This is a genomic window from Caulobacter rhizosphaerae (assembly GCF_010977555.1).
In the GTDB taxonomy this organism is placed as follows: domain Bacteria; phylum Pseudomonadota; class Alphaproteobacteria; order Caulobacterales; family Caulobacteraceae; genus Caulobacter; species Caulobacter rhizosphaerae.
This window is the reverse complement of the sequence record NZ_CP048815.1, coordinates 2,998,029-3,021,046: the sequence shown is the minus strand read 5'-3', so window position 1 is coordinate 3,021,046 and position 23,018 is coordinate 2,998,029. Positions and strand designations below refer to the sequence as shown.

The following is a 23,018-nucleotide window of genomic DNA, read 5'->3' as shown; positions in this document are numbered from 1 at the left end:
GCCCTATTCGGCGCGCGGAATGACGATTTCGACCCGGCGATTCAGCGCCTTGCCGTTGGCGGTGGAGTTCGACGCGATCGGCTGGCTGTCACCGAACCCTTCGGTGCTGACGCGGCTGGCGTCGGTGATCTTGCCGCGAAGGATCTGGGCGGCCGCGTCTGCCCGCGCCTTGGACAGCGCGAAGTTATCCGGGAAGGTGACGCTGATCAGGTGGTCGGAGTCCGCATGGCCCTCCACGCGGACGGCTCCGCGCTCGGCTTCGATCGCCGCGCCGATCCGGGCGAACAGCGCCTCGCGGCCTGGCTCCAGCCTGTCCGATCCCGACCTGAAAAGCTGTCCGACGGTGGTGCGTACGCGGATGGACTTGCTATCCTGCTCGACGACCACCAGATGCTGGGCGATCTCGGGCGCGAGGAAGCCCTGGATGCGCTGCAACTGAGTGCTGGTCGGAACCGGCGGGGCGGGGGCGACGCGCGACATGCGCAGCGGCTGGTCCGGATTGATGGCTTTCAGGGCGTTCAGCGACGGCTGGCCCGTCTGGATCAGGGTTACGCGCAAGAGGATGAAGAGGGCCAGCAGACCGGCCAGGGCGATCGCGCCGGCCAGGGCCAGGGTCGCCCAGAAGCTGATACGGGCCGCCGGTGTCGGCTCGCCGCGCCAATGCGGCGACAGTTCGGTTTGAGACAGGGCGCGAGTATGGTCGAGGGCCGCATAGCAACTGGCCATGATCTCGTGCAGGCGGCGCTTGCCATCCGGCGCGACGCGATAGCGACCTTCGAAGCCCGCGGCCAGGCACGCATGGTAGAGCTCGATCAGGTTGGCGAATTCCGCGGGCCTGGCCAGCATGTCTTCGAGCAGGCGCCAGAAGCGATCGCCGCCGATATTCTCGTTGAACACCTGCACGACAAGGCTGCGGCGCGCCCATTCCGCGCCGTCCGCCGCCTGACCGGGAAGGTTCTGGGCGATGTCGTCGACTGTGGCGCACACCGCGTAGCGAGCCCTCTGGCGAGTCTCGGTGTCGTAGCCGGCGGCCAGAAGGGCTTGATCGAAGCTGGCGACCGCGGTGGAAGTCTTCTGGTGCAATTCCGGCAGGCTGAGGTGAACGCGGCCGGAGCGGACGCCGACGATCAGTGACAACACCGGCGCGGCCGCCATCATCATCGGATTTCGCGCGCGGGCGGCCGGCGGAGGCGCGGGAATATCGTCGTCGCGGCTGATGACGCGACGTGGGGGAGGGGCAGAAGCAAACGAAGACGATGACGATGCGAACGCCGCCGGTTCACCGGCGGCGAAAGCCGGCGCGGACGGCGGGGAGAGGTTTCCGGACGTGCGTAGATTCTGCAGCGGCGACGGTCGGAAGACCGTCTTGTTCGGGTTCTTCTCCTCGTCGTCGCCGGTCATCGGCCGGTCCCCTTGACGCACCAGAGCTCGAGCTTCAGGTCGGGCCACTCTCCGGCGACATGCAGACCCAGAGCCGCGGCGTTGGCGAAGTCGCGCCAATCGGGAACCGAGCGGTCGAGCTCGAAATAGACGTAACCGGGGATGACGCGAAGCTGCGGCGGCGGCGTCGGGGTGTGTCTCAGGGGCACGCCCGGTAGGGCGGAATCGACGATCTCGCGCATCTTCTGGACCGCGCCGATCTTGGCGATCGCGGGGAAGCGTCCCCGAATGTCGTCGAGCGACGCACGAGCGTTGACCGCAAGATAGAAGTAGCCGGTCTTGTAGAGATTGTGGTCGGTGATCCGGGAGGTGTAGGCGCCCGGTCCGGCGACCTGCAGCGGCAACTGGATCGCCGAACGATCGAACACCGCCGAGAGCGCGGCCTGAAGCACCTCGAACACTGGCTCGAAGGTCAGCTGAAGTTGCTCATGGACATAGCTGGGAAAGGGTGGTGGTCGCCGATCGGGACGCGTCAGCGTCGCCAGCTCACCGGCCATGCCAAGGAAGGTTTCGTACAGCCGCTCCGGGTGCACCATGGGCAAGCCGGCCAGGTGGCGCAGCTGACTGACCCATCGGTTGAGCGCCTGAAGGAGCAGGAAGCTGGCGAAGGTCTCCGCCCCGCCATCCGTGGCCTCGACCGCTCTCAGGGCCAACTCGTCGACACGCTGCGACGCCCGTCCGATGATATCGGTCAGAAAACCCGACAGTCGTGGACTGGCGCGGATGTCCAAGGTGGGCGGAATGTAGCGGTCGTCGAAGACTACGGCGCCGTTGTGGACTTCGCGCACACGCGCCAATCCCAACAGGACGCGGCCATAGGTCTGGTCCTGGGTGACGCCGAACGCCAGGTTCGGTCGGGCCACCTCGATCGGCTCCTGACCGCGTTCGTCGGAAAAGGAGTCGGCGACGTCCTCCTCGTCAACGATATAGCGTACCGTCGCGCCGCCGCGTTCGCCGCGGCTCTTGAATTCCACCGCTCCGCTCTGGCGGGCGGGAAGGGTGAGGTGAACGATCACGTCGCGGGCGTCGGCCGGTATGTCGAGCGGCGGCGGGGGCGGCAGGTCGCCGGGAATCGAGAAGGGCAGGCCGTCGGGCAGGACCCCGGTCATCGATTCGATCGCGAACTTGCCCAAGGCCGCAAGGTCGGCGTTGATCTTCAGCTCCGACAGACCCCACGGATAGGGGCGCAGACCGTTGGCGCGCGCCGCGACCAGGGCTTCGAGATACCGATCCTGCTGCTGAAAATGCTGTTGTCGAAGGAATAGACCCTCGCGCCATGCGACGCGGCTGTCGCTCTGCATACGCTTCCCTCAACGGACTCTAGAAATACCACTTAAACACTAGTCGGCAGAGCTGCGGAAGACGCATTTGCCATCTGCGGCTCTGGTTCTCCCGCGCCTTGCGGCTATGCTTGGAGAAAGGCAAGCAGCGAGAGATGGATGCGGGGCTCACGGGAAGACGAACCGTCGTTCGATCCTCGCAGCTGGCGACGGAAACCTGACGCGCCGAACGGCGTGCGGGAGGATAAGTCACGCTCGTCTGAAACAAGCTTGAGCATAAGAAAGCCAGTGCTGTCGGCCGTGGCGGCCGGGGCGATCCTGGCGATCCTCGTCGCGATCGGGTGGGGCGTCCTGCATCGCCCGTCCGCGCCCGCCCGTTCCGCCGTGTCCAAGGCGCCTGCGGCCCCCGACGGATTTCACCGCACGCTGGTGATCGCGCGCATACAGGACCTGGCGTCCGCGTTGACCGCCGAGGGCGTCGCGACGGACCGGGCGCTGCGATTCGGGCTCGCCGCCAACGAGAAGCTCGAAGGCGCGCCGGGCGAACTGCGCGTCTCGCTGACCTTTCCGAACGGCAAGGCGGATGACGTCGAGAGGATCGAGTTGCGGCGCCCGGACGGCTCGGGCTTCGTCATTCATCCCGACGGCAGCGGCCGCCTGGTCGCCGAAGACCTGGCCTCGGACCTTCAGGTCCGGATCAAGGTGGTGCGTGGCGAGATGGACGCCAACAGCTTCTACTCCTCGGCGGTGGCCGCCGGTGTCGTGGATTCGCTGGTGGACGACTTCGCCAGCGCCTTCGCCTTCGATTTCGATTTCCAGCGGGAGATCCGCCCGGGCGACATCTTCGAGGCGGCGTTTGAACAAAAGGTCGATAGCCGAGGCGACGTCGTGGGGGCGGAGCGACTGGTCTACGCCTCGCTGCAGACCCAGACGAAGTCTCGCGCGCTCTACCTGTTCCAGCCGGCCGGCGAGGCCAAGCCCAGCTGGTTCGACGGCAATGGCGCCGCCGTCGCGCGCGGATTGATGCGGACACCCGTGGAAGGCGCCCGAATTACCTCAAGCTTTGGGCCAAGGTTGCACCCTGTCTTGGGCTATACCCGGGTCCACAAGGGCACCGATTTCGCCGTTCCGGTGGGGACCACCGTCTATGCCTCGGGCGACGGGGTGGTGGATTTCATGGGACCGCACGGCGGCCATGGCAACTTCGTCCGGATCCGGCACTCGCCGGAACTCCAGACGGCCTATGCCCACCTGTCCGGCTACGCGCCAGGGATGTCGGTGGGGGCGGCCGTGCGCCAGGGCCAAGCGATCGGGCTTTCGGGCAATACCGGCCTCTCGTCAGGGCCGCACCTGCACTACGAGGTGATCGTTCGAGATGTGCAGGTCGATCCGATGGCCTTCCAGACCAATAGTCGCCACGCTCTCAATGGTGAAGCTTTGGCGGCCTTCCGGAAGATGCGCGACAGGTTAGATGCGCTGCGGGCGGCCCAGAACGGTTAGCGGTAAAAAAGGTTCCCAAGCTTAAGCTGCGATATACTTGTGCGACGTTGCTTGGCCTCGAGGGTGTTTACCAGGGCGATAATGGCTGCATCTGATTGACTTTAAACATCATTTTCAAAATACAACAAAAGGTGGCAAAGCTGTATTGAGTAAGCTGTGCACCAACGCTAGGCTCCCGCGCACTTCAGGCCAGCGAGAAAGAGTATGATCGTTATCATCGATGGGACCGGACCTGACAACGACCAGGAGTACGCCAAGGAGATGGGGAACTCGTTCCCCAGCCAGATCGCCAAGCAAGTCGTCGGCAGCACCTATTTTCGAGGCCCCTCGCTGACCGGCAAGGAAGTTTCCAGCATCGCCGACCGCGCGGTCGGCGCCGCTCAAGGGGCCGGACCTGTGATCCTGGTTGGCTACAGCCGCGGCGGATGTACGGCGATCATCGCGGCCAAGCGCCTCAAGGCCCAGGGCAAGCGGGTCAAGGCGATGTTCCTCTTCGACGCTGTCGACATGCAGACCAGCGAACTGGGCCTTTCGCAGACCATCCCCGACAACGTCGATTTCGTCGCCCATGCCCGGACGGCGCGCGATCTGGCCTTCTGGATCCGAAACCCCGTCAAGTCGCGCTTCTACTTCTACAACACCGGGCGCTGGCTCGACGGCGACGGCGTCCTCGAGGAAAAGAAGTTCACCGGCACCCACGGCGCGGCTGGCGGCGTGCCCTGGGCTGACGTGGTGGGTGACAGGGCATGCTCGCTGGCGGTGGCGGACTGGATGACCGGCCAGCTCAAGGCAAACGGGGTCGACGTGACCCTCAAGGCCTGAGGCTATTCGACGTAGTCGGTCGACGCGCTGAGATCGCGCCAGGCCTCCAGCATCGCCAGCCGCCCGCGATCGGCGGCGGCGATCGCGGCCAAGGCGTCTCCGCCCAAAGGCAGACGAAGCGGCGGTTCGCGCTCGGCGACGATGCGCAGGATCGCCTGCGCCGCCCTTCGGGGATCGCCGGGTTGACGACCGTTGTATTCGGCCTGCCGTCGGGCTGCGGCGCCGACGACGGAGTCGTATTCCGGTCGACCGGGGTTCAGGGAGGTGGACGCTCCGGCGAAGTCGGTGCGGAAGCCGCCAGGCTCGACGATGGTGACCTTCACGCCGATCAAGGCCATTTCCTGCGCAAGGACCTCCGAGAAGCACTCGATCGCCCACTTGGCCGCCGAATAGGCTGCACGCCCGGGTGCGCCAACGCGACCGCCGACTGACGAGAATTGGATGATGTGGCCCCGGCGCTGCTCGCGCATCACCGGAATGGCCGCCTTGGTGACGATAATCGTACCGAACAGGTTCGCCTCGATCTGTCGCCGGAAGTCCTCGAGCGAGGTGTCCTCCACCGAGCCGATATCGCCGTAGCCGGCGTTGTTCACCAGCACGTCCACGCCGCCGAAATGATCGACCGCCGATTGGATCGCTGCCTGGGCTGCTGCCGGATCGGTGACATCGAGCGGGGCGGTGAGAACCGCCGCGCCGTATTGCTGCTGCATGGGCTGCAGGCTCGCCGGATCACGCGCGGTGGCGACCAACCGATCCCCGGACTTGAGGACGGCTTCGGCAAGCGCGCGACCCAGGCCGCGAGACGCGCCGGTGATCAACCAGGTCTTGGACATTGGGGATTTCCCTTGCGGAAGGTGAAAGCATAAGCGCGGACGCCCGGGGCGAGGAACTCGATGAAGAGGCGGCCGGTTGCGCCGTTGGAGGGCGTGAAGGGGCCATGTCCATCGACCTCGCCGTCGAGCTCAAACCAGGTTGATCACGATGTCGATATTACCCGTCAGCGCCTTGGAGTAGGGGCAGGTGCGATGGGCGGCCTCGACGAGCGCCTGCGCCATGTCCCGGGGCACGCCTGGCAAGGCGATGTTCAGCCGGGCGGCCAGGGCGTAGCCGTCGTCATCGAGGTTGAGATCGATCTCGGCGTCGATCGACGGAGCTTCGGGCAGGGTGAGCTTCATCTGCTTGGCGGCGATGGCGATTGCGCCTTCGAAACAGGCGGACCAGCCGGCGGCCAGCAACTGCTCGGGGTTCGTGCCTGGTCCGGGACCGCCGGGCGTCGACAGCTTGATGTCCAGACGGCCTCGACGCTGCGCGCGGCGCCTTCGCGGCCGCCGGCGACATGGACCTTGCCGGTGTAGAGGGTGCGGAGAGCGGTGCTCATGGTGTCAGTTCCTGTGGATGTGGATATGGATCAGCGCAGCGAGCGGAAGGCGGAGCGCACTTCTTGGGCGAACAGCCCGGGCTGCTCCCAGGCGGCGAAGTGGCCGCCGTTCGGGGCTTCGTTGAAATAGATCAGGTCTCGGTAGCAGCGCTCGGCCCAGGTCCTGGGCGCGCGGAAGATCTCGCCGGGGAAGACGCTGACGGCGACCGGCAGGTCGATGATCCCACGAGCGTTGAAGTTGTTGGTGTGATCTTCCCAGTAGATCCGGGCGGCCGATGCGCCGGTGCCGGTCAGCCAATACAGCGACAGGTCGTCGAGGATCTCGTCACGGGTCAGGACCTTCAGAGGATCGCCGCCGCTATAGGTCCACTGGGCGATCTTCTCGTACATCCAGGCCGCCATGCCGACGGGCGAATCGACCAGCGAATAGCCGATGGTCTGGGGCCGGGTGTTCATCATCGCGGCATAGGCGGCGTTGTCGCGATAGAACGCCTCCAATTGGTCGAAGGCCGTGCGCTCCTTGGGCGACAGGCTGGCGGGGGCGGGATCGCCGGCGGCCAGGGCCCGGGCGATGTCGGCGGGCACCACGGCGGGCATGTTGAGGTGGATGCCGACTAGACCCTGCACCTTCTGCAGCGCCATGCGCTGGGAAATCACCGAGCCGCAGTCGCCGCCCTGCGACACGTAGCGGTCGTAGCCCAGGCGCAGCATCAGCGTGGACCAGGCGCGGCCGATGTGGTCCGAGCCCCAGCCCAGGGTCTTCGGCTTGGACGAGAAGCCGAAGCCGGGGATCGAGGGGATCACCAGATGGAAAGCGTCCTCGGCCTTGCCACCGTGGGCGGTCGGATTGGTGAGGGGATCGATGGCCTTCAGGAACTCCAGGATCGAGCCCGGCCAGCCATGGGTCATGATCATCGGCATCGCGCCTTCATGACGCGAGCGAACGTGGATGAACTGGATGTCCAGGCCGTCGATCTGGGTCACAAACATCGGCAGGGCGTTCAGCCGCGCCTCGACCTTGCGCCAGTCGTAACCGTTCGCCCAGTAGCGCATCAGCGGCTCCAGGGTCTGGCGGCGCACGCCTTGGCTGTCGTCGCCGGCCGGTTCGGCGTCGGCCCAGCGGGCGCCGGCGATGCGGCGCTTCATGGCCAGGACATCGGCTTCGGGGATGGCGACCTGGAAGGGGCGGACGGCCGGCGAAGCGGCCTTGGCCAGGTTAGGGGCAAGAGCGGCGGCGCCGGCCACGGCGAGGCCGCCGACCACCGCGCGGCGGTTGGCCGGAAGGAGAAGGTTCTTCACTGGGAACTCCGTGGAGCTTGGGAGAATGAGAGGAAAGGTCCGGCGCCCACGTGTCAGGGCGCGTAGCGGGTGAAGACGTAGTCGCGGTCCTTCACGCGCGCGGCGTGGCACGCGAAGCACGTCTCGTGCTGGGCCTTGTCGACGGGCTTGCCATTGACGAACCGCCCAAAGCCCCAACCGCCGGTCGAGGCGTAGCGCTCGGAGTCCTTGACCATGACCTGGACCGTGGTGGCCGCACCCGGGATCGAGGCGGGCGGAAAGTCCGGCGAGGGCGTGTGTTTCCATGCCAGCTTCACCAGCACCGTCCCGTCGGGGAACGGCCGAGCTCCGACGCGGTAGGTCTTCAGAGCTTTGCGGTTGCCGACGACTGCCCGCAACTCGTCCAGCGGCGCGGCTTCCTGGGCCGGGGCGACCAGGGTCCAATCGCGATACCCGTTCGGAAGGGTCACGCCGTAGATCGGCGAGGCCACGGACGGAGTCCGTATCGGCGCGCAGGCCCAGCACAGGCCGACGACCATGGCGGTGGCGCCGCCGACCGCCAGTGTCCAGGAGGAGAACATGAGGGAACTCCTGCCTAGAAGCGATCGACGTCGATCACGGCCTGGGCGAAGGCGGATGGAGCCTCCTGCGGCAGGTTGTGACCGATGCCGCCCGTGATCAGGCGATGGGCGTACTTGCCGGTGAACTTCTTGCTATAGACCGCGGGCTCAGGGTGCGGGGCGCCATTGGCGTCGCCTTCCATCGTGATGGTCGGCACGCCGATCGTCGGGCCGGCGGCCAGACGGCGCTCAAGGTCGTCGTACCGACGCTCGCCATCGGCCACACCTAGCCTCCAGCGATAGTTGTGGATGGTGATATCGACATGGTCGGGATTGTCCAGCGAGGCGGCGCTGCGCTCGAACGTCGGATCGTCGAACTTCCACTGCGGCGAGGCCAACTGCCAGATCAGCTTGGCGAACGCGTGGGTATTGGCGGCATAGCCCTCGCGGCCGCGTTCGGTGGCGAAGTAGAACTGGTACCACCAGGCCAGTTCGGCCTTGGGCGACAACGGCGCCTTGTTGGCCTGCTGGCTGCCGATCAGGTAACCGCTGACGCTGACCAGGGCCTTACAGCGTTCCGGCCAGAGGGCGGCCATGATGTCGGCCGTCCGCGCGCCCCAGTCGAAACCGGCGACAATCGCCTGCCGCAGCCCGAGGGCGTCCATCAGGGCCAGTCCATCGGCGGCCAACGCCATCTGCTGGCCATTGCGCGGCGTGTTGGCGGAAAGGAACCGCGTCGAACCGTAGCCTCGCAGGTGCGGGACGATCACGCGGTAGCCCGCCGCCGCGAGCCGAGGACCGACTTCGGCGAAGGCATGGATATCGTAGGGCCAGCCGTGCAGCAGGAGCACCGGGGTTCCCGTGATCGGCCCCAGCTCTGCGTAGCCGATGCTGAGTACGCCAGCGTTGATCTGCTTGAGGGCGCCGAACGGCAGCGCTCTGGCGGGTGTTGTGGCCTGTGCACGATTGGCTTGTGTCACCAGGGCCGTTGCGGCGGTCAGGGTCATGGCGCCGATCAGGCGCCGGCGGCGCGCGTCGATGGCAGGGGCGGAAAGGTCATGGGGCATGGGGGCGCCTTCGTGTTGAAAAGGCCGTAGGAAAACTGGGCCCAGGTCGTTGGTCTTGTCGTTAGGACGCATTGGGGGATGCGAGATCTCGCCCCCTGAAGATCGAAGGTCCGGCGGCGGGTGGATCGCCGCCATCGCCACCTACGGCTGCGCGGTCGCGGCGGCCTCGATCACCTCGGCGACGGCCTTTGGGTGCGAAACCATGACGACGTGCGAGGCGCCGTCGATCACGACCGTCTTCTTGGAGTCCGCGCGCTTGGCCATGAAGCCAAGGGCGGCGGGCGGGATGTTCCTGTCGCCGGTCCCGTACACGAACCACGAGGGCAGCCGCCGCCAGGCGGGCGGGCCCGAGGCCTCGGTCAAGGCGGCGTCGCGCACGGGGCGTTGGGTGGCGGCCATCAGCGCCGCCTCCTCGGGCGCGACATCGGCGGCGAACTGGGCGCCGAACCTGTCCTGGTCGATGTAGAGGTCCTTGCTGCCGTCGGGCAGCATGACGGGGGGAGCCAGGGCCTGGCCCAGGGTGCCGCCGGGGAACCGGCCCGTCAGTTCCAGGGCGTTCTCGCCGGCGTCGGGGGCGAAGGCGGCCACGAAGACCAGCGCCTTGACGTTTGGCGGCGTCGCGCCCGCCTCGCTGATCACCGCGCCGCCATACGAATGGCCGACGAGCACGACCGGACCCTGTACGGCCGCGGCGATCCGCCCAACCGAGGCGGCGTCGTCCTTGACGCCGCGCAACGGATTGGCGGCGGCGATCACGTGGTAGCCGTCGGCCTTCAACTGAGCGGCGACCCGATTCCAGCTGGCGGATTCGGCGAACGCACCATGGACGAGGACAATCGTGACAGGCTTGGGAGGCGGCGCGGCGAGCGCGACGGAGCCGCTGAGGGCCAGGATCACGGCGAGCGCGCTGATCAACTTGGGCATGGGTCGGTTCCCGGAGCTTGGGATGAAGAAATGCGCGAGGCGCAGCGGTCATCGACCGCAACCCAATCTTGCTCGAGCTCAATGATTTGGCATGTTAGGCATCGTGAGGCGCTGTGAGTTCTCGCGAAACCCTAAGAGCCGTCGTCGGCCAGGGACCGGCCTCGGGTTTCGTGCAGGAGGAGGGCCGCCAGGGCGACCAGGCCATAGGCCCCGGTGACGAAGACCGTGAGCATGGGCGCGAGACCTATCTTGACGACCCCGGCGCCGATGAAGCCGGTCGCCACCCCGGCCACGCCCCGCCCCAGATTGTAGCAGAAGCCCTGGCCTGATCCTCGAAGCGCGGTCGGATAGAGTTCGGCCAGCACCGGTCCGCTGGCGCTGAACATGCCCGTGGCCAGGAAGCCAAGCGGGAGACCCAGAACGACGGCCAGGGCCTTCGCGTGGGGGACGGCGAAATAGACCGGGACGAACAGGGCCGCCGTCACCGCGAAGCCCAGCAAGGCCTTGCGTCGGCCGAGATGGTCGCTGAGCCAGGAGCCGCCGAAATAGCCCAGAAACGAGCCGCCGATCAGCACGGCCAACCGGCGGCCCGCCTCGCCGGGATCGGTCGCCGCCCCGAAGCGCAGCAGCGTGGGCAGCCAGGTAGCCAGCGCCCAGTATCCGCTGTGCAGCCCGATGGCCAGAAGCGCGCCGCGGAAGGTGGCATAGGCGTGCCGGCGGGCGAAGAGGTCGCGCCAGATCGCCGGCGGCTCCTCGTGCTTTGCAGCGGGCGGGGTGGGGAAGCGATGGCGCAGAAGCAGCACGCCTAACGCCAGTACGGCGGCCAAGCTGAACGCCGCCCGCCAGCTCGACACAGGATCATGGAACGAGACCACGGCGAACGCACCGCCCGCCGCCAAGGCCCAACCGACCGCCCAGGCGCTTTGCGCCGCGCCGACCATCCGGCCGCGCGTCGCCGGGACGGCGGCCTCGGCGACAAGCACGATCCCGACAGCCCATTCTCCGCCGAACGCCGCCCCTTGCAGCGCTCGGGCGATCGTCAACTGGACAGCGTCGCGGGAGACCGCGCACATCAGCGTCGCCACCGCGAACAAAAGGATCGTTGCTTGCAGGACCCGCACGCGTCCCCAGCGATCAGACAGGGCGCCGGCGATCCAGCCGCCTGCCGTCGAGGCGATCAGCGTGATGCTGGCGATCGCGCCAGCTTCGAAGGCGTCAAGTCTCCAGACGGCGGCGATGGTCGGCAGCAGCAGCGGATAGAGCTGTATGGCCAGGGCGTTCAGGACGAATCCGGCGAACGCCGTCCAGAAGGTTCCGCGACCTTGGATGTCGAGCGTTCGATACCATTGTGGAATCATCCGTCCCCCAAATCTTCACCAGCCGCCGATGCCCGTGGAATCGGCGGGCTCGTTAGCCGAGCCCGAAAAGCAGGATAACCAGCTCAGGCGTCTGGCCGATTGATCGATCCGGACGAATTCCCCTAGTTAGGGCGAACTCGACTTGAGGGGCGGCCATGCGCCTGAACACGATGAAAGGGTCCGTCTTGGAGCGTGCATTTTCCGACGTCGAGGTCGGTCGGCTCGCATTCGGACCTTTTGAGCTGGTGCCTCACAGGCGTCTGCTGATGCGAAACGGGGCGCCCGTTGAGATCGGCGGCCGGGCGCTGGACCTGCTGATCGCTCTGGTGGAACAGCCCGGACGCGTCATGTCCAAGCGAGAACTTTTCGACCGCGTATGGCCCGGCCGGACTGTCGAGGACACGAGCCTGCGCTTTCACGTGACCAGCCTTCGCAAGCTGCTGGGCGACGGGGCGGGCGACGAGCGTTATATCGCCACCCAGGTGGGCGTCGGCTACGCGTTCGTCGGAACGGTCAGGGAAGTCGCGGCCGTCGCTCCGGCGCCGCCCAGAAGCGTCGTCCCGGAGCTGTCGCTGAGGGCGGCGGGCGCGTTGCCGGTCCGGACGCGGTTGATCGGCCGGGAGTCGGATGTCGAGCGCATTCTGGACGGTCTAGCTCATCCGCGCCTATTCACTGTCGTTGGCCCAGGCGGCATGGGCAAGACCACCCTGGCGGTCGAGGTTGGCTACAGGCTGGCCAGCGAGCATGGCCGCCACGTGCGCTTCGTCGACCTCGCGGCCCTGGCTGACGGCGCGCTGATCCCGTGGGCCCTGGCGGGCGCGCTCGGCATACCGGTGCAGACCGAGGATCCGATGGCGGTCCTACTGGGCCACGTTCGGACCCAGGACATCGTGCTGATCCTCGATAACTGCGAGCACCTGATCGACGCCGTTTGCGGCGTCGCCGAGCGCATCAGGGAAACGGCGCCGCAGATCAGCGTGCTGGCGACGAGCCGCGAACCCTTGCGGGCGCGTGACGAGCACGTGCACTGGCTGGGCGCCCTGCCGTTTCCGAGCGACGCGATCGGCCTGTCATTGCAGGAAATATTGGCCTTTCCCGCCGTCCAACTCTTCGTGGAACGGGCGTCGGCCGCGAACAGCGCCTTGGCGGTGGATGTCGAGGACGCGCGAGCGATCGCCCAGATGTGTGAGCGGCTCGATGGCATGGCGCTGGCCATCGAACTGGCCGCCGTGCGCGTGGCCGCCCACGGCCTCGCGACGACCAGCGCGATGCTCGGCGAACGGTTCGCCCTGAGCTGGGCGGGAAGGCGCACCGCTCTACCCAGGCAGCAGACCCTTCAGGCCACCCTGGACTGGAGCTACGAGCTCCTCAACCCGTCCGAACGGCGAACCTTGGAAAGGCTGTCGGTTTTTCGCGGCCCGTTTTCCCTCCGGGCGGCGTTGACCGTCGTTTCGGACGAAGAACTGGACGAGGCCCAGGTGGTCGCCGCGTTCGAGGAGCTTACATCCAAGTGCTTGGTCGCGCCTGACCGCACCCACTGTCCCGAGGCCTACCGCCTGCTCGAAACCACCCGCGCCTATGGCAAGGCCAAGCTGGACGAACGGGGTGAAGTTGAGCTGGACGCAGTTCGCCGACGTCATGCGCGCTTCTTTCGCGACAGGATGGCGGAACTGGGTGAGACGCCCGAGGAAATCTTCGCCGGCGCGGCCACGATGTCCGGCCAGATCGGCAACATCCGCGACGCCCTCGACTGGAGCTTCGGCGGGCGGGGTGATCTCGCGGTGGCCACGTCCCTGGTGGCCGTTAGTGTTCCGCTCTTCGCCTATCTCTCGCTGTTCGTGGAGGGTCGCACCTGGTGTGAGCGGGCGGTCAGGAGCCTGGACGATCAGTTTCGCGATACGGCGGTGGAGATGGAGCTGCAGGCCGCCCTCGGCCTGACCCTCATGTTCACGCGTGGCAACGCCCCCGAAGCTGGCGTCGCCTTGCGCCGGGCGTTCGACATCGCAACCGCACTGGGGGATCGCTGGAACCAGCTGCGGCTGCTGGGCCGGCTGCACATCTTCCATGAGCGGATAGGCGAGTTCGAGCAGGCCCTGGCCTGGGCCGAGCAGGCCGTGGACATCGCCGAAAGCGTCGGCCACCCCGAAGCGACCGGTCTGGCCGCCTCGCTGGCGGGCGTGTCGCATCATCTGTTCGGGGACCAGGCCAGGGCGCGACGGGAACTGGAGACTTCGCTCCAGAAGAGCGCGCCGTCCGAGCGCAGCCGAACGCTCTATTACGGATTCGATCATCGCAACCGGTCCGGCATCGCGCTCTCGCGGGTTCTGTGGTTGCAGGGCTTGCCTGACCAGGCGCGGCGACTGGCGGTGCAGACCGAGGTCGAGGCCATCGCGCTCGACCATCCGGTAACGCGTTGCATCGCGTTGATCTGGGGCCATTCGATCTATGTCTGGACGGGCGACGAGGCTCAGGCCAAGGCGAGCCTGGACACCTTCGCCCAGATCGCGGAGGTCAACGGCTTCGTGCCCTACATCGCTGTAGCCCTCGGTCAGAGAGGCGTGCGGTCGATCCAGACAGGGCTAGTCCGCGAGGGCGTGTCCTGGATCCAGGAGAGCCTCGCGCGTCTGCACGCCGCCCGCTACGAGTTGCTGACCACCGCGTTCGAGCACGCCCTGGCGCACGGCCTTTTGCTCGACGGCCAGCCCGACGAGGCTCTCCGCACAGTCGACGCCACGCTGGCGCGGTGCCGCGGGAACGGCGAGGCCTTCGCCTTGCCGGAGCTACTTCGGCTTCGCGCCCGTATCGTCCAACAATATGGTGCCGACCAGTTGGCTGAGGCCGAACGGCTGCTGGACGAGGCGTTGGACATCAGCCGGAAGCAGGGGGCACGGGCGTGGGAGTTGCGGTCCGCGCATGATTTGGCCGAACTCTGGCTGGCGCAGGGAAAGACCCGGCAAGCGCGGACTCTCTTGGGATCGCTTCGGGAAGCCTTCGTCGAAGGATGGGACACGGCGGATCTCCGCGAGCTCGAACGCCTTTGGACGCGGGCCCAGGAAGCCGAGATTTCGGCTCGCCCCTGACTGAACCTGGCGTCCATCGGCGCGCCCCTAGAAGAGCGTGCAAAGCTGCTCGCTTCCCAAACCCACGCCAAGGCAAAGCCGGACGATCAGACCGCGTCTGACCTTCGGCTACTGGATCGTGACGGCCTGTAGGACGCCATCCATTTCGTGGGCGGTCGCCGGCGTGATGTCCATCGCATTGTTCCAGCCGTAAGCATTGTCGCGCTCCATCACCACGCTGCACGCGCTGCGGGTAATGACCCGGGTGAGCGCGTCATTGAGGGCGCGGTCGACCTGCTGCTGGGCGCGGGTCTGGGCGGCGACGAACCGCGTGTTCTGCTGCTGCTCCAGCGCCTGGGCTTGCTGGCTGAGGCCCGCCAGCTGTCGTTGGAACTCGATCGGCGCGATCGCCGCCTGTCGCCCTTCCAGCGCCCGGCGCTGCACGTCGAGCGAGGCCCGCCGCTGCGCCAGCTCACTGCTCAGCGAGACCTGCAGCTGGCGCAGCTGGACCTGCATCGACTGGCCGGCGCGCGAGGCGCCGATCGCCCCGACGCGCGATAGCAGGCACATGCCGGTGATGGGCGGACCGAAGGTCTGGGCGGTCGCAGGCCCACCGACGATCATTGTCAGGCCGATGGCCAGCCCCCCGATCAAACGCATATCATCCTCGCCCGATCAGCTCGCGGCCGCGACCCGGTCCGCACAGGATTTCTCCTGCCAGACCACTTCGGACACCGTGACGTTGTAGCGCCCGCGCGGGCGGGTGAAGCGAATCTCCATCCGGCAGCGTACCCGTTCCACGCTCCCCGGTGCGACGGGAAAGAACAAGACGTAGTTCCACCGCCGCCGGACGCTCTCCGCGAAGTGCGGCGGACCGAGCAGGGGATAGATGCTGAACTTGTCGACCCCCGGCGTGATCAGCCGCACGGAGGCCGGGCTGACCGTCACGCCCAGCTTGTCACGTTCGCCCGGAACCTCGTGGAAGGCGGCGGGATCGATCGACGCCACATAGGTCATGGCGGATAGGGAAGGGGCGTCCCGAGCGACGGCCGCGACCGGGCCCGCGAGGCCGAGTCCTGAAAGGATCGCGAGAGCGAGACGCTTGGCTTTCATGGTGTCCTCCTTGAATGCGCAAATGGCGGGGATCAGAACTGGAAGCCGATGCCGAGATTGGCCCCGGTGCGTTCCTGGGTGTCGTAGGTTGCGCCGGCCTTGAGGATGGTGCGGCCGTCGTCCATGATCCGCGACAGGCCCATGGCGAAGGCGGATTGTCCGCCATAGGTGCCCGCGCCCAGGGAAAGCATGCTGCGACCCGGCTCATAGGCCTGGGGCAGGCCCGCCGCCGCCAGCGCGCCTGCGTTCCCGGCGAAGGCCTCGCGCCGCGCCTTCGACATATCGACCACGAAGCCCTGCAGCCGCGCGTCGGTATAGGCGTTGGCGGTCGAGATCGCATTCGACAGCCCGTCGTTGAGCTGCTGGACATTGACCGCGTCGGTCGGCGCGACGCCGGCGGCGACATTGTGCAGGGTCGCGGCCTGGCCGCCGGGGTTGAATGTCACCGAGTTGCGGCCCGCATCATATTGCACCGAATTGGCGGCCACCTGCTGGACCTGGTTGAGCTGGGCCCCGTTGACCGCGTCGGTCGAGGTGGCGGTCACCGCGCCGGCCCCGACGTTGCGGACAACGTTGCCGCCCATGTCGACGGTGGTGTTCTGACCCACGGTCAGGCCGCCATTGGCGTTGATCACCCCGTTGAAGGTCGGGTTGTCCGCCATGGCGATCTGCAGCTGGTTGCCGTTGAGGGTGACCACGGTGTTGGTCCCGGCGGTCACGTTGAGGGTGCCGTTGGACGGGACGTTGGTGGCTGGGCCGCCGTTGGCCTGGATGTTCCAGCCCGCGCCCGCTGTCTGGTTCAGGGCCTGCAGCGCGTCGTTGACGTTGCTGTAGTTGGCGCCGCCAACGTTGAGGCTGGTGGTCACCGCGCCGGTCGTGGCGTTGTAGCTCGAAGCGCCCCCCAGGCCGGCCGCCACGCTGTCGCCGAGATTGGTGACATTGGCGCCGAGGTTGGTGACGGTGTTCTCGACGGTGGTCACCCGACCGTCGAGATTGGTCACCGCCGTGGTCTGGGCCCCGAGGGCGTCCCCGACATTGGTGTAGGTGGCGCCGCCCACCGTATAGGTCGGCGCGGTATAGGTCCCGGTCGTCGGATCGTAGGACGCCCCGCCGCCCAGCGCGCCGGCGGTGTTCTGGGCCACCTGGTTCAACTGGCTGACATTCACCGCGTCGGTCGGCGCCGAGCCGGCCGCGACATTGGTGACCTGCCGCTCGGCGCCGACGCTGCCCACCGACACCTCGCCCGCCGAGTTTTGCGGTGCGGCCAGGCCGTAGCCGGCATAGCCGGTCCGCGAGCCGACGGTCGTCGTCGCGCCCGCGCCCAGGGCGACGCTGCCCGAGAAGCTGGCGTTGGCGCCGGGGCCGATGGCGATCGACTGGATGCCGTTGGCGATGGCGTTGGTGCCCAGGGCGACGCCGTCGGCCTGCGAGACCTGGGCGTTCTGGCCGATCGCGGTTCCGCCCGGCGCGGTTATCTGCACGACCGCGCCATTGCCGATGCCAATGCCGTTGTCGCCGTTGACGACGGTGGTCGGGCCGACCGCCACCGAGTCCTTTCCGACCGCCAGCGAGTCGACCGCTGTCGAGTTGGCGTGGAAGTACCGCACCGGGGTCACGGAGACCGAGCCGATGGCGCCCTGCAGCTGGCGCAGGGTCACCGCGTCCTGGGCGCTGGTGCCGTCGGCGACATTGGTGATCTGGCGGTATTGGCTGGTCGTGGCGTTGCCGACCGAGACGGCCCCCAACAGCGTGGCGTCGGTGGTGTTGTAGGGCACGAAGCCGATGCCGGCGGCGATCGTGCCCGAGATCGGCGCGATCGCCCGATCGGCGACGGAGCCGGAACCCAGCGCCAGGGCGCCGTCGACGCTGGCGACCGCGTTGTCGCCCAGGGCCACGCTGCCGGTGTTGTTGGCCACCGCCCGCGGGCCCACCGCCACGCTGTCGGTCCCGATCGCCTGGCTGTCGGCGAGGATCGAGTTGGCGCGGAAATACTTGATGCCGCCGCCATTGTTGATGGTGGTGAGCTGGTTGGTGAGGCTGGTCAGGCCGCCGTCGACCGCCGTGAGGCTGTCGAAGAGCGTCGTATAGTTGCCGCCGAGGATGGTGTAGGTCGGTCCGGTGACGGTACCGTCGAGATTGACGGTCGAGCCGCCGCCCAGAGTGTTCGCGACGCTCTGGCTGACGCCGTAGAGTTGCGAGCCGTTGATCGCGTCGGTGCTGGTCGCCGACACCGCGCCCGCCGCCACATTGGTCAGGTTCTGGGCCGCACCCGGCGCCGAGCCGGTTCCTCCGGGAGCCACCAGGGCCAACTGGTCGGCCGCCCCGGTTTGCTGCACCGGACCGACCGTACCGCTGTTGACGCTGTTGGTCAGATTGGTGATCGCCGCCGTATTGCCGGCGATGTCGGTGGTGTTGGTCGTCACCTGCTGGTTGGTCGCGAACAGCTGCGAACCATTGACCGCGTCGGTCGAGCCGCCGTTGAGCCGGCCCGCCGCCACGTTTGTGATCGTGCGCTCGGCGCCAAACGCGCCGACGCTGACCGTGCTGGTCGGTGCGGTTCCAGCGAAGCTGTAGTTGTTGCCGCCGATCGTCGTTCCGGTCGTGCCGACCGCGGCGCCGGTGCTGCTGCCGGAGCCCAGTGCGATGTCGCCGGCGTTGTTGGCTACGGCGCTGGGGCCGATGGCGACGGAGTCGGTCCCCAGGGCCTGGCTGTCGGGCTGGGTCGAGTTGGCGTGGAAATACTTGATGCCCGCGCCGGTGTTGATGTTGGTGACCGTGTTGTTGAGATTGGCGATATCGGTGGTGTTCTGGGTTACCTGCTGGTTGGTGGCGAACAGCTGCGAGCCGTTGACCGCGTCGGTCGAGCCGCCGTTGAGCCGGCCCGCCGCCACGTTTGTGATCGTGCGCTCGGCGCCGAGCGCGCCGATGCTGACCGTGCTGCTGGGCGTCGTTCCCGCGAAGCCGTAGTTCACGCCGCCAATCACCGTGCTGGCGGTGCCGACGGCCACGGCGGTCGTGCTGCCCGAGCCCAGGGCCACGTCGCCGGCGCTGGCGGTCGCCGTCGCGCCATTGCCGAGCGCGACATTGCCCGCCAGCCCGGCCGCGCCGGCGGTCGAACCATTGCCGAGCGCCACGCTGCCCTGGCCGATCGCGCGGTTGGCGTTGCCGATCGCCACCGCGCCATTGGCCTGGTTGGCGGCGGTCGCCGTGGTGGTCCCGTCGCTGTTGGCGATATTGTTGGCGCCGCCGGTGAAGGCGCCCGTGCCGCTGGCGTAGCTGGGATCGCCGATCGACACCGCGCCGTCGCCGAAGGCGGTGTTCGAGCGGCCGATCGCGACCGCGCCGCCGCCGGCCGTGCCGGCGTTGGCGGTGCTCAGATTGCCAATGGCGACGTTGACGCCGGTCGCGCCAGTGCTGGCGGTGTCGCCCACCGCGACTGAGGACGCGCTGCCGGTCGTGGACCGACTGCCCAGGGCGATCGAACTGTTGAACGCGGCGACCGTGTTCTGGCCGATGGCGATAGCGCGCGACGCGGTCGCGGAGGCCGGAGCGCCGGTGGGCACGGTTCCGCCACCGCCGCCGATGGCGATGGATCCAGTCCCCGTTGCGCTCGCCCCCGTCACCGGCCCCGAGCCGATGGCGATAGCGTAGGAGGTGCTTCCCGACGCCGCGGCGCCGAGCGCGATCGAGTTCACACCCCGCGCGGCCGCTTGGGCGCCGATCGCCGTCGCACGGCTCTGGGTGGTCAGCGCCGCAGCGCCGATCGCGACTGCCTGGACGTCGGCGCCCGTGGTCTGATTGAAAGCGCTAGCGCCGATGGCGACGCTGTTCGAGGTCTGCGAAGCCGCGCTCACGCCCAGAGCGATAGAATTCGCCCCCGTCGCGCCATTGTTGCTGTAGTTGCCGCCGGTGACGCCGCCGTCGTTGACGCTCAGATAGTGAATGGCGGTGGTGCTGACCGTATTGGCGAGCGTGGTGACCGCCTGGTTGGTGGCGAACAGCTGCGAGCCGTTGACCGCGTCGGTAGAGGTGTTCGAGATCCGGCCCGCCGCCAGGTTGGTGAGCGTCCGCTCGGCGCCCGCCGCGCCGATGCTCACTGTCGAACTCGGCGTCGCCGTGCCGGCGAAGGTATAGACCGTGCCGTTGATCGTGGTGTTCGCGGTCCCCACGGCGGCGGCCGTGACCGAGCCCGAGCCCAGGGCGACGTCGCCGGCGTTGTTGGCGGTCGCCGTGTCGCCGAAGGCCAGGGCGCCGGCGGCGCCGGCGCGGCTGGCGTTGCCGAGCGCCACCGAGCCCTGGCCGACCGCGACGTTGTTGTTGCCGATGGCGACCGCGCCATTGGCCGCATTGGCCGCCGTGGCGCTGGCGGTACCGTCGGCGTTGGCGATGTTGTTGGCCCCGCCGGTGAAGGCGCCCGTGCCGCTGGCGTAGCTGGGATCGCCGATGGCCACAGCGCCGTCGCCATAGGCGGCGTTGCCGGCGCCGATGGCGACGGCCTTGCCGCCGGTCGCGCTCGCGCCGGTGCCGATGGCGACGGCGTCTTCAGTGTCGGCGAAGGATTGGAAACCGACCGCGATGGCGTTGGTCGCGGTCGCCGAAGTGTCACGTCCCATCGCAATGGCGCCGTCCTGGGACGCCGTCACGTCGGTGCCGATGCCGATGGCGCTCTGGCCGCTGGCGCTGGTCGCGAAGGTGCTCGAGCCGAGATAGATGGAGTTAATCCCGGACGCGCGCGAGCCCGCGCCGACGGCGACCGAATTCTGGGCGCTGGTCCGGGCGCCGAAACCGAGCGCGGTGCTGCCGACACCGCTGGCCCCCGCTTCACGTCCGACGGCGGTGGAATTGCTGGCGGTGGCCTGGGTCTGGCGTCCCATCGCAACGGTGTCTGTGGCGTTCGCGATCGAGCCCAGGCCGACCGCTATGGCATTCGTGGCGGATGCAGCGGAGTTGTTGCCGACCGCCACGGCCCCGACGTCCGTGCTCTGGGCTCCCGAGCCTGCCGCGAGAGACCCGCTTCCGCTCGACACGGCCGCGTTGCCCAGCGCCAGCGCGAAGTTGGCTGAGGCATTGGCGTTGGGGCCGAACGCCGCCGAGCTTGTCCCCGCCGCCTGGGAGCTTGTCCCGATCGCGGTGGCGAAAACGGCGGTCGCCTTGCTTGAGCGCCCCATCGCAAGGGCGTCGTTCGCGGACGCCGTCACGTCCGTGCCGATGGCGACGGCGCTCTGGCCGAGGGCGCCGGCTCCAGCCAGGGTGCGCGAGCCGAGAGAGACGGAGTTTATCCCCGATGCGACCGTCCCGAAGCCGATCGCCACGGCGTTCTGCTGGCTCGCGGTGGCGGTGCTGCCCTGGGCGATCGCATCGATCCCGGACGCGTTGGCTTGATACCCAAGCGCGAGGGTGCGTAGCCCCCCAGCGACGGACTGATAGCCGCCGGCCCATGCGAAGTTGCCGCTGGCGGTGGCGCCGACGCCGACCGCGGTGGAGTTGCCCCCTGAAGCCAGGGAGGCGGTGCCCAGTGCGCTGGCCCCGGCCCCGGTGGCGTTGGCGTTGACGCCGATCGCGGTCGTATTGATGTTGTTCGAGATCGTGCCGGCGCCCAGGGCCACCGCGCCGCCGGCGCCCGTAGCCTGCGCGCCCTGTCCGATCGCCACCGTATATTGCGACGACGAGACCGTTGAGGTTCCGATCGCAACGGCATTGAGATTGGTGGCCGACGAACTCGCGCCGATGGCGACAGAGCCGCTGGCTGGCGCCGAACCGCCGCCGGCCGCATATTGCGCCTGAGCCGGGGCGCAGAGGCCGAGCGCCAAGATCGCCGCCAGACCGCCGATCGCGCTGGCCGGACGCAGCCCGCCGCCGACACCCAACGCGCCGAGCCCCAGGCCCTTGCGGCTGACGCCCAGCACCTGGTGGGCCCGGCGCAGGATCGCCATCAGCCGGCGAAGCTGCGACCAGTTGCGCCCATCGCTGCGGCCCATCCAGTTGCGGACGAAACCGGCGAGACGACGATCCTTCGACACGTAGGCATTCATGGCAACGCTACCCCTCAATATCGGCCCGCCAGCCCTGCTGGGGCATTGGCGAGAGCCGCGGTCTGGGCCCACTTCACTTCTCTCGTGCGGCGGGCGCCTGTCCGCACGACCGATCTTGCGAGCCTGGCCCGGCTGGCGGGTCTGGGCTCACGCGCCCCGATCATTGGCGCTGGGTCATTCCGGACAGGGTGACCACCACGCAGGTGGAGCCGCTGGGGATCATCAGCGCCTGCCCCTGGGTTCCGGCGAGCTGGTATTGCCAGACGCCCAGGAGGGGCTGGCCGGCCGTGCTGCCGGCCGGGAGGAGGCTGACGACCTCGGCGCAGGGCTTCTGGAAAGGCGCCACGCGCACGAGGTAGCCTTCGCATCCCCCTTGGCCGGGCGCGGCGACCACCACCCCGCCGGCCGATCCCTTGAGGTCCGGCTGGTCGTAGGTCAGACCCAGAAGGCCTCGGACGAGATGGGCGTCGGGGGCGGCCTGGTCCGTTTCGGTCTTGACCGAGAACGCCGCCCCGCGGGTCAGGCCCTGACCAAGCGCCTCGTAGAGATCCGCGCAGCTCCGCGCGCCGACCTTGTTGGCCTGATCGCGGAAGACCGCCGCGTTCGCCGGCGCAGCGGTCGTCGCGGCCGCCGCGGCGGGCGCCAAGACGCCGACGTCAGCAATGAGCGCGAGCCCGACAACGGCTGCAAAAGCGCGGCGCCGGAGGGGGTTACCCGCCAATACTTGATTCATCTTCGCCCTCAACCTTCTTTTGATGCCGGTGGATGCGGTTCTGGGCGCCCCAGCTTCCCGAAATCGCATCACCTTCCCGCTTAGGTGGCATGTAAAGGGGAGCCAGCGGCTCAAATTATTAACGGACGGTTAGCACGGCGTGGTCTATTGAGTGCCGTTTATCGATATCAACTACTAGAAAGGTGAGTAAATAGGTATAACTATATTATATTGCAAGTGTAGCTGCGCTTTATGGCGAAGATATTGCGATTTAGTTTGTTAAAAGTTGAATTATTAAGTATAGCGGTGAAAAATTCCTCGATTCCAGAGGCATGTTAAAGTATATATCGGAGCAGTGGCGGAAAAAGTGAAATGGCCGTTTCTCGAAGTCGCAGCGCTGAAGTTGTCGAGCGGCACGAGCTGTTTCCGGGGAATTGCCCCGGCTAGCTGATAGTATAAATCCCATGTTCCGGTTTCAGCGCGATATATGTGTCG

General features: G+C 67.7%; 16 protein-coding genes. 3 read left to right on the top strand and 13 right to left on the bottom strand.

Annotation, left to right across the window (positions count from 1 at the left end; all coding sequences use genetic code 11):
• Positions 1–3: 3 nt before the first annotated feature.
• Together icmH and tssK are read right to left on the bottom strand one after the other, a co-directional pair.
• Positions 4–1,401: a type IVB secretion system protein IcmH/DotU gene (gene icmH / locus G3M57_RS13770; RefSeq protein WP_163231183.1), complete on the bottom strand. Its 1,398-nt coding sequence runs from the start codon at positions 1,399–1,401 to the stop codon at positions 4–6.
• Entirely contained in the window at positions 1,398–2,741 is a 1,344-nt protein-coding gene (tssK, locus tag G3M57_RS13765; protein WP_163231181.1) for a type VI secretion system baseplate subunit TssK, read from the bottom strand. Before tssK ends, icmH begins: the two co-directional genes overlap by 4 nt.
• Positions 2,742–3,008: 267 nt before the next feature.
• Between tssK and G3M57_RS13760 the strand changes: the two genes are divergently transcribed.
• Both G3M57_RS13760 and G3M57_RS13755 read left to right on the top strand, forming a co-directional pair.
• The gene (locus G3M57_RS13760; RefSeq protein WP_163231179.1) at positions 3,009–4,220 is read left to right on the top strand and encodes a M23 family metallopeptidase; all 1,212 of its coding nucleotides are present in this window, start codon (positions 3,009–3,011) and stop codon (positions 4,218–4,220) included.
• Positions 4,221–4,424: 204 nt separating this feature from the next.
• Positions 4,425–5,042: a thioesterase domain-containing protein gene (locus G3M57_RS13755; RefSeq protein ID WP_056750394.1), complete on the top strand. Its 618-nt coding sequence runs from the start codon at positions 4,425–4,427 to the stop codon at positions 5,040–5,042.
• Positions 5,043–5,044: 2 nt separating this feature from the next.
• Here the strand turns inward: G3M57_RS13755 and G3M57_RS13750 are convergent, their stop codons facing one another.
• The 7 genes from G3M57_RS13750 to G3M57_RS13720 all read right to left on the bottom strand — a co-directional run bounded on the left by G3M57_RS13750 (position 5,045) and on the right by G3M57_RS13720 (position 11,607).
• Positions 5,045–5,875 (bottom strand): oxidoreductase, encoded by an 831-nt coding sequence (locus G3M57_RS13750; RefSeq protein WP_163231177.1) that lies wholly within the window; start codon positions 5,873–5,875, stop codon positions 5,045–5,047.
• Positions 5,876–6,004: 129 nt separating this feature from the next.
• Positions 6,005–6,322 (bottom strand): Ohr family peroxiredoxin, encoded by a 318-nt coding sequence (locus G3M57_RS13745; protein ID WP_230983734.1) that lies wholly within the window; start codon positions 6,320–6,322, stop codon positions 6,005–6,007.
• Positions 6,323–6,450: 128 nt separating this feature from the next.
• Positions 6,451–7,719: an epoxide hydrolase family protein gene (locus tag G3M57_RS13740; RefSeq protein WP_163231175.1), complete on the bottom strand. Its 1,269-nt coding sequence runs from the start codon at positions 7,717–7,719 to the stop codon at positions 6,451–6,453.
• Between the two features lie 53 nt (positions 7,720–7,772).
• Positions 7,773–8,279, bottom strand: coding sequence for a cytochrome P460 family protein (locus G3M57_RS13735; protein WP_082564396.1), 507 nt, complete (start codon positions 8,277–8,279; stop codon positions 7,773–7,775).
• A 14-nt stretch (positions 8,280–8,293) separates the two neighbouring features.
• Positions 8,294–9,325, bottom strand: a complete 1,032-nt coding sequence (locus G3M57_RS13730) for an alpha/beta fold hydrolase (protein WP_163231173.1) — start codon at positions 9,323–9,325, stop codon at positions 8,294–8,296.
• A gap of 141 nt (positions 9,326–9,466) precedes the next feature.
• Positions 9,467–10,249, bottom strand: a complete 783-nt coding sequence (locus G3M57_RS13725; protein ID WP_163231171.1) for an alpha/beta fold hydrolase — start codon at positions 10,247–10,249, stop codon at positions 9,467–9,469.
• Positions 10,250–10,380: 131 nt separating this feature from the next.
• On the bottom strand, positions 10,381–11,607 hold the full coding sequence (locus G3M57_RS13720) for an MFS transporter (protein WP_163231169.1): 1,227 nt from the start codon (positions 11,605–11,607) through the stop codon (positions 10,381–10,383).
• 155 nt (positions 11,608–11,762) lie between these two features.
• On the opposite strand from G3M57_RS13720, the gene G3M57_RS13715 reads away from it, so the two are divergent.
• The gene (locus tag G3M57_RS13715) at positions 11,763–14,687 is read left to right on the top strand and encodes an ATP-binding protein (protein ID WP_230983723.1); all 2,925 of its coding nucleotides are present in this window, start codon (positions 11,763–11,765) and stop codon (positions 14,685–14,687) included.
• A 108-nt stretch (positions 14,688–14,795) separates the two neighbouring features.
• Here G3M57_RS13715 and G3M57_RS13710 read toward each other — a convergent pair whose 3' ends face one another.
• From G3M57_RS13710 to G3M57_RS13695, 4 genes are all read right to left on the bottom strand, one after another.
• Positions 14,796–15,326: an OmpH family outer membrane protein gene (locus tag G3M57_RS13710; protein ID WP_163231167.1), complete on the bottom strand. Its 531-nt coding sequence runs from the start codon at positions 15,324–15,326 to the stop codon at positions 14,796–14,798.
• A 15-nt stretch (positions 15,327–15,341) separates the two neighbouring features.
• Positions 15,342–15,779, bottom strand: coding sequence for an outer membrane protein assembly factor BamE domain-containing protein (gene bamE / locus G3M57_RS13705; protein WP_163231165.1), 438 nt, complete (start codon positions 15,777–15,779; stop codon positions 15,342–15,344).
• Positions 15,780–15,811: 32 nt separating this feature from the next.
• Entirely contained in the window at positions 15,812–21,811 is a 6,000-nt protein-coding gene (locus G3M57_RS13700; protein ID WP_163231163.1) for a YadA-like family protein, read from the bottom strand.
• A gap of 160 nt (positions 21,812–21,971) precedes the next feature.
• Entirely contained in the window at positions 21,972–22,457 is a 486-nt protein-coding gene (locus tag G3M57_RS13695) for a hypothetical protein (RefSeq protein ID WP_163231161.1), read from the bottom strand.
• Positions 22,458–23,018 lie beyond the last annotated feature (561 nt).

Excerpts from the sequence above, each read along its gene's own strand:
- icmH (WP_163231183.1), bottom strand. The coding sequence starts at position 1,401 with ATGACCGGCGACGACGAGGAGAAGAACCCGAACAAGACGGTCTTCCGA.
- tssK (WP_163231181.1), bottom strand. The coding sequence starts at position 2,741 with ATGCAGAGCGACAGCCGCGTCGCATGGCGCGAGGGTCTATTCCTTCGA.
- G3M57_RS13755 (WP_056750394.1), top strand. The coding sequence starts at position 4,425 with ATGATCGTTATCATCGATGGGACCGGACCTGACAACGACCAGGAGTAC.
- G3M57_RS13750 (WP_163231177.1), bottom strand. The coding sequence starts at position 5,875 with ATGTCCAAGACCTGGTTGATCACCGGCGCGTCTCGCGGCCTGGGTCGC.
- G3M57_RS13735 (WP_082564396.1), bottom strand. The coding sequence starts at position 8,279 with ATGTTCTCCTCCTGGACACTGGCGGTCGGCGGCGCCACCGCCATGGTC.
- G3M57_RS13730 (WP_163231173.1), bottom strand. The coding sequence starts at position 9,325 with ATGCCCCATGACCTTTCCGCCCCTGCCATCGACGCGCGCCGCCGGCGC.
- G3M57_RS13725 (WP_163231171.1), bottom strand. The coding sequence starts at position 10,249 with ATGCCCAAGTTGATCAGCGCGCTCGCCGTGATCCTGGCCCTCAGCGGC.
- G3M57_RS13720 (WP_163231169.1), bottom strand. The coding sequence starts at position 11,607 with ATGATTCCACAATGGTATCGAACGCTCGACATCCAAGGTCGCGGAACC.
- G3M57_RS13715 (WP_230983723.1), top strand. The coding sequence starts at position 11,763 with ATGCGCCTGAACACGATGAAAGGGTCCGTCTTGGAGCGTGCATTTTCC.
- G3M57_RS13710 (WP_163231167.1), bottom strand. The coding sequence starts at position 15,326 with ATGCGTTTGATCGGGGGGCTGGCCATCGGCCTGACAATGATCGTCGGT.
- bamE (WP_163231165.1), bottom strand. The coding sequence starts at position 15,779 with ATGAAAGCCAAGCGTCTCGCTCTCGCGATCCTTTCAGGACTCGGCCTC.
- G3M57_RS13700 (WP_163231163.1), bottom strand. The coding sequence starts at position 21,811 with ATGAATGCCTACGTGTCGAAGGATCGTCGTCTCGCCGGTTTCGTCCGC.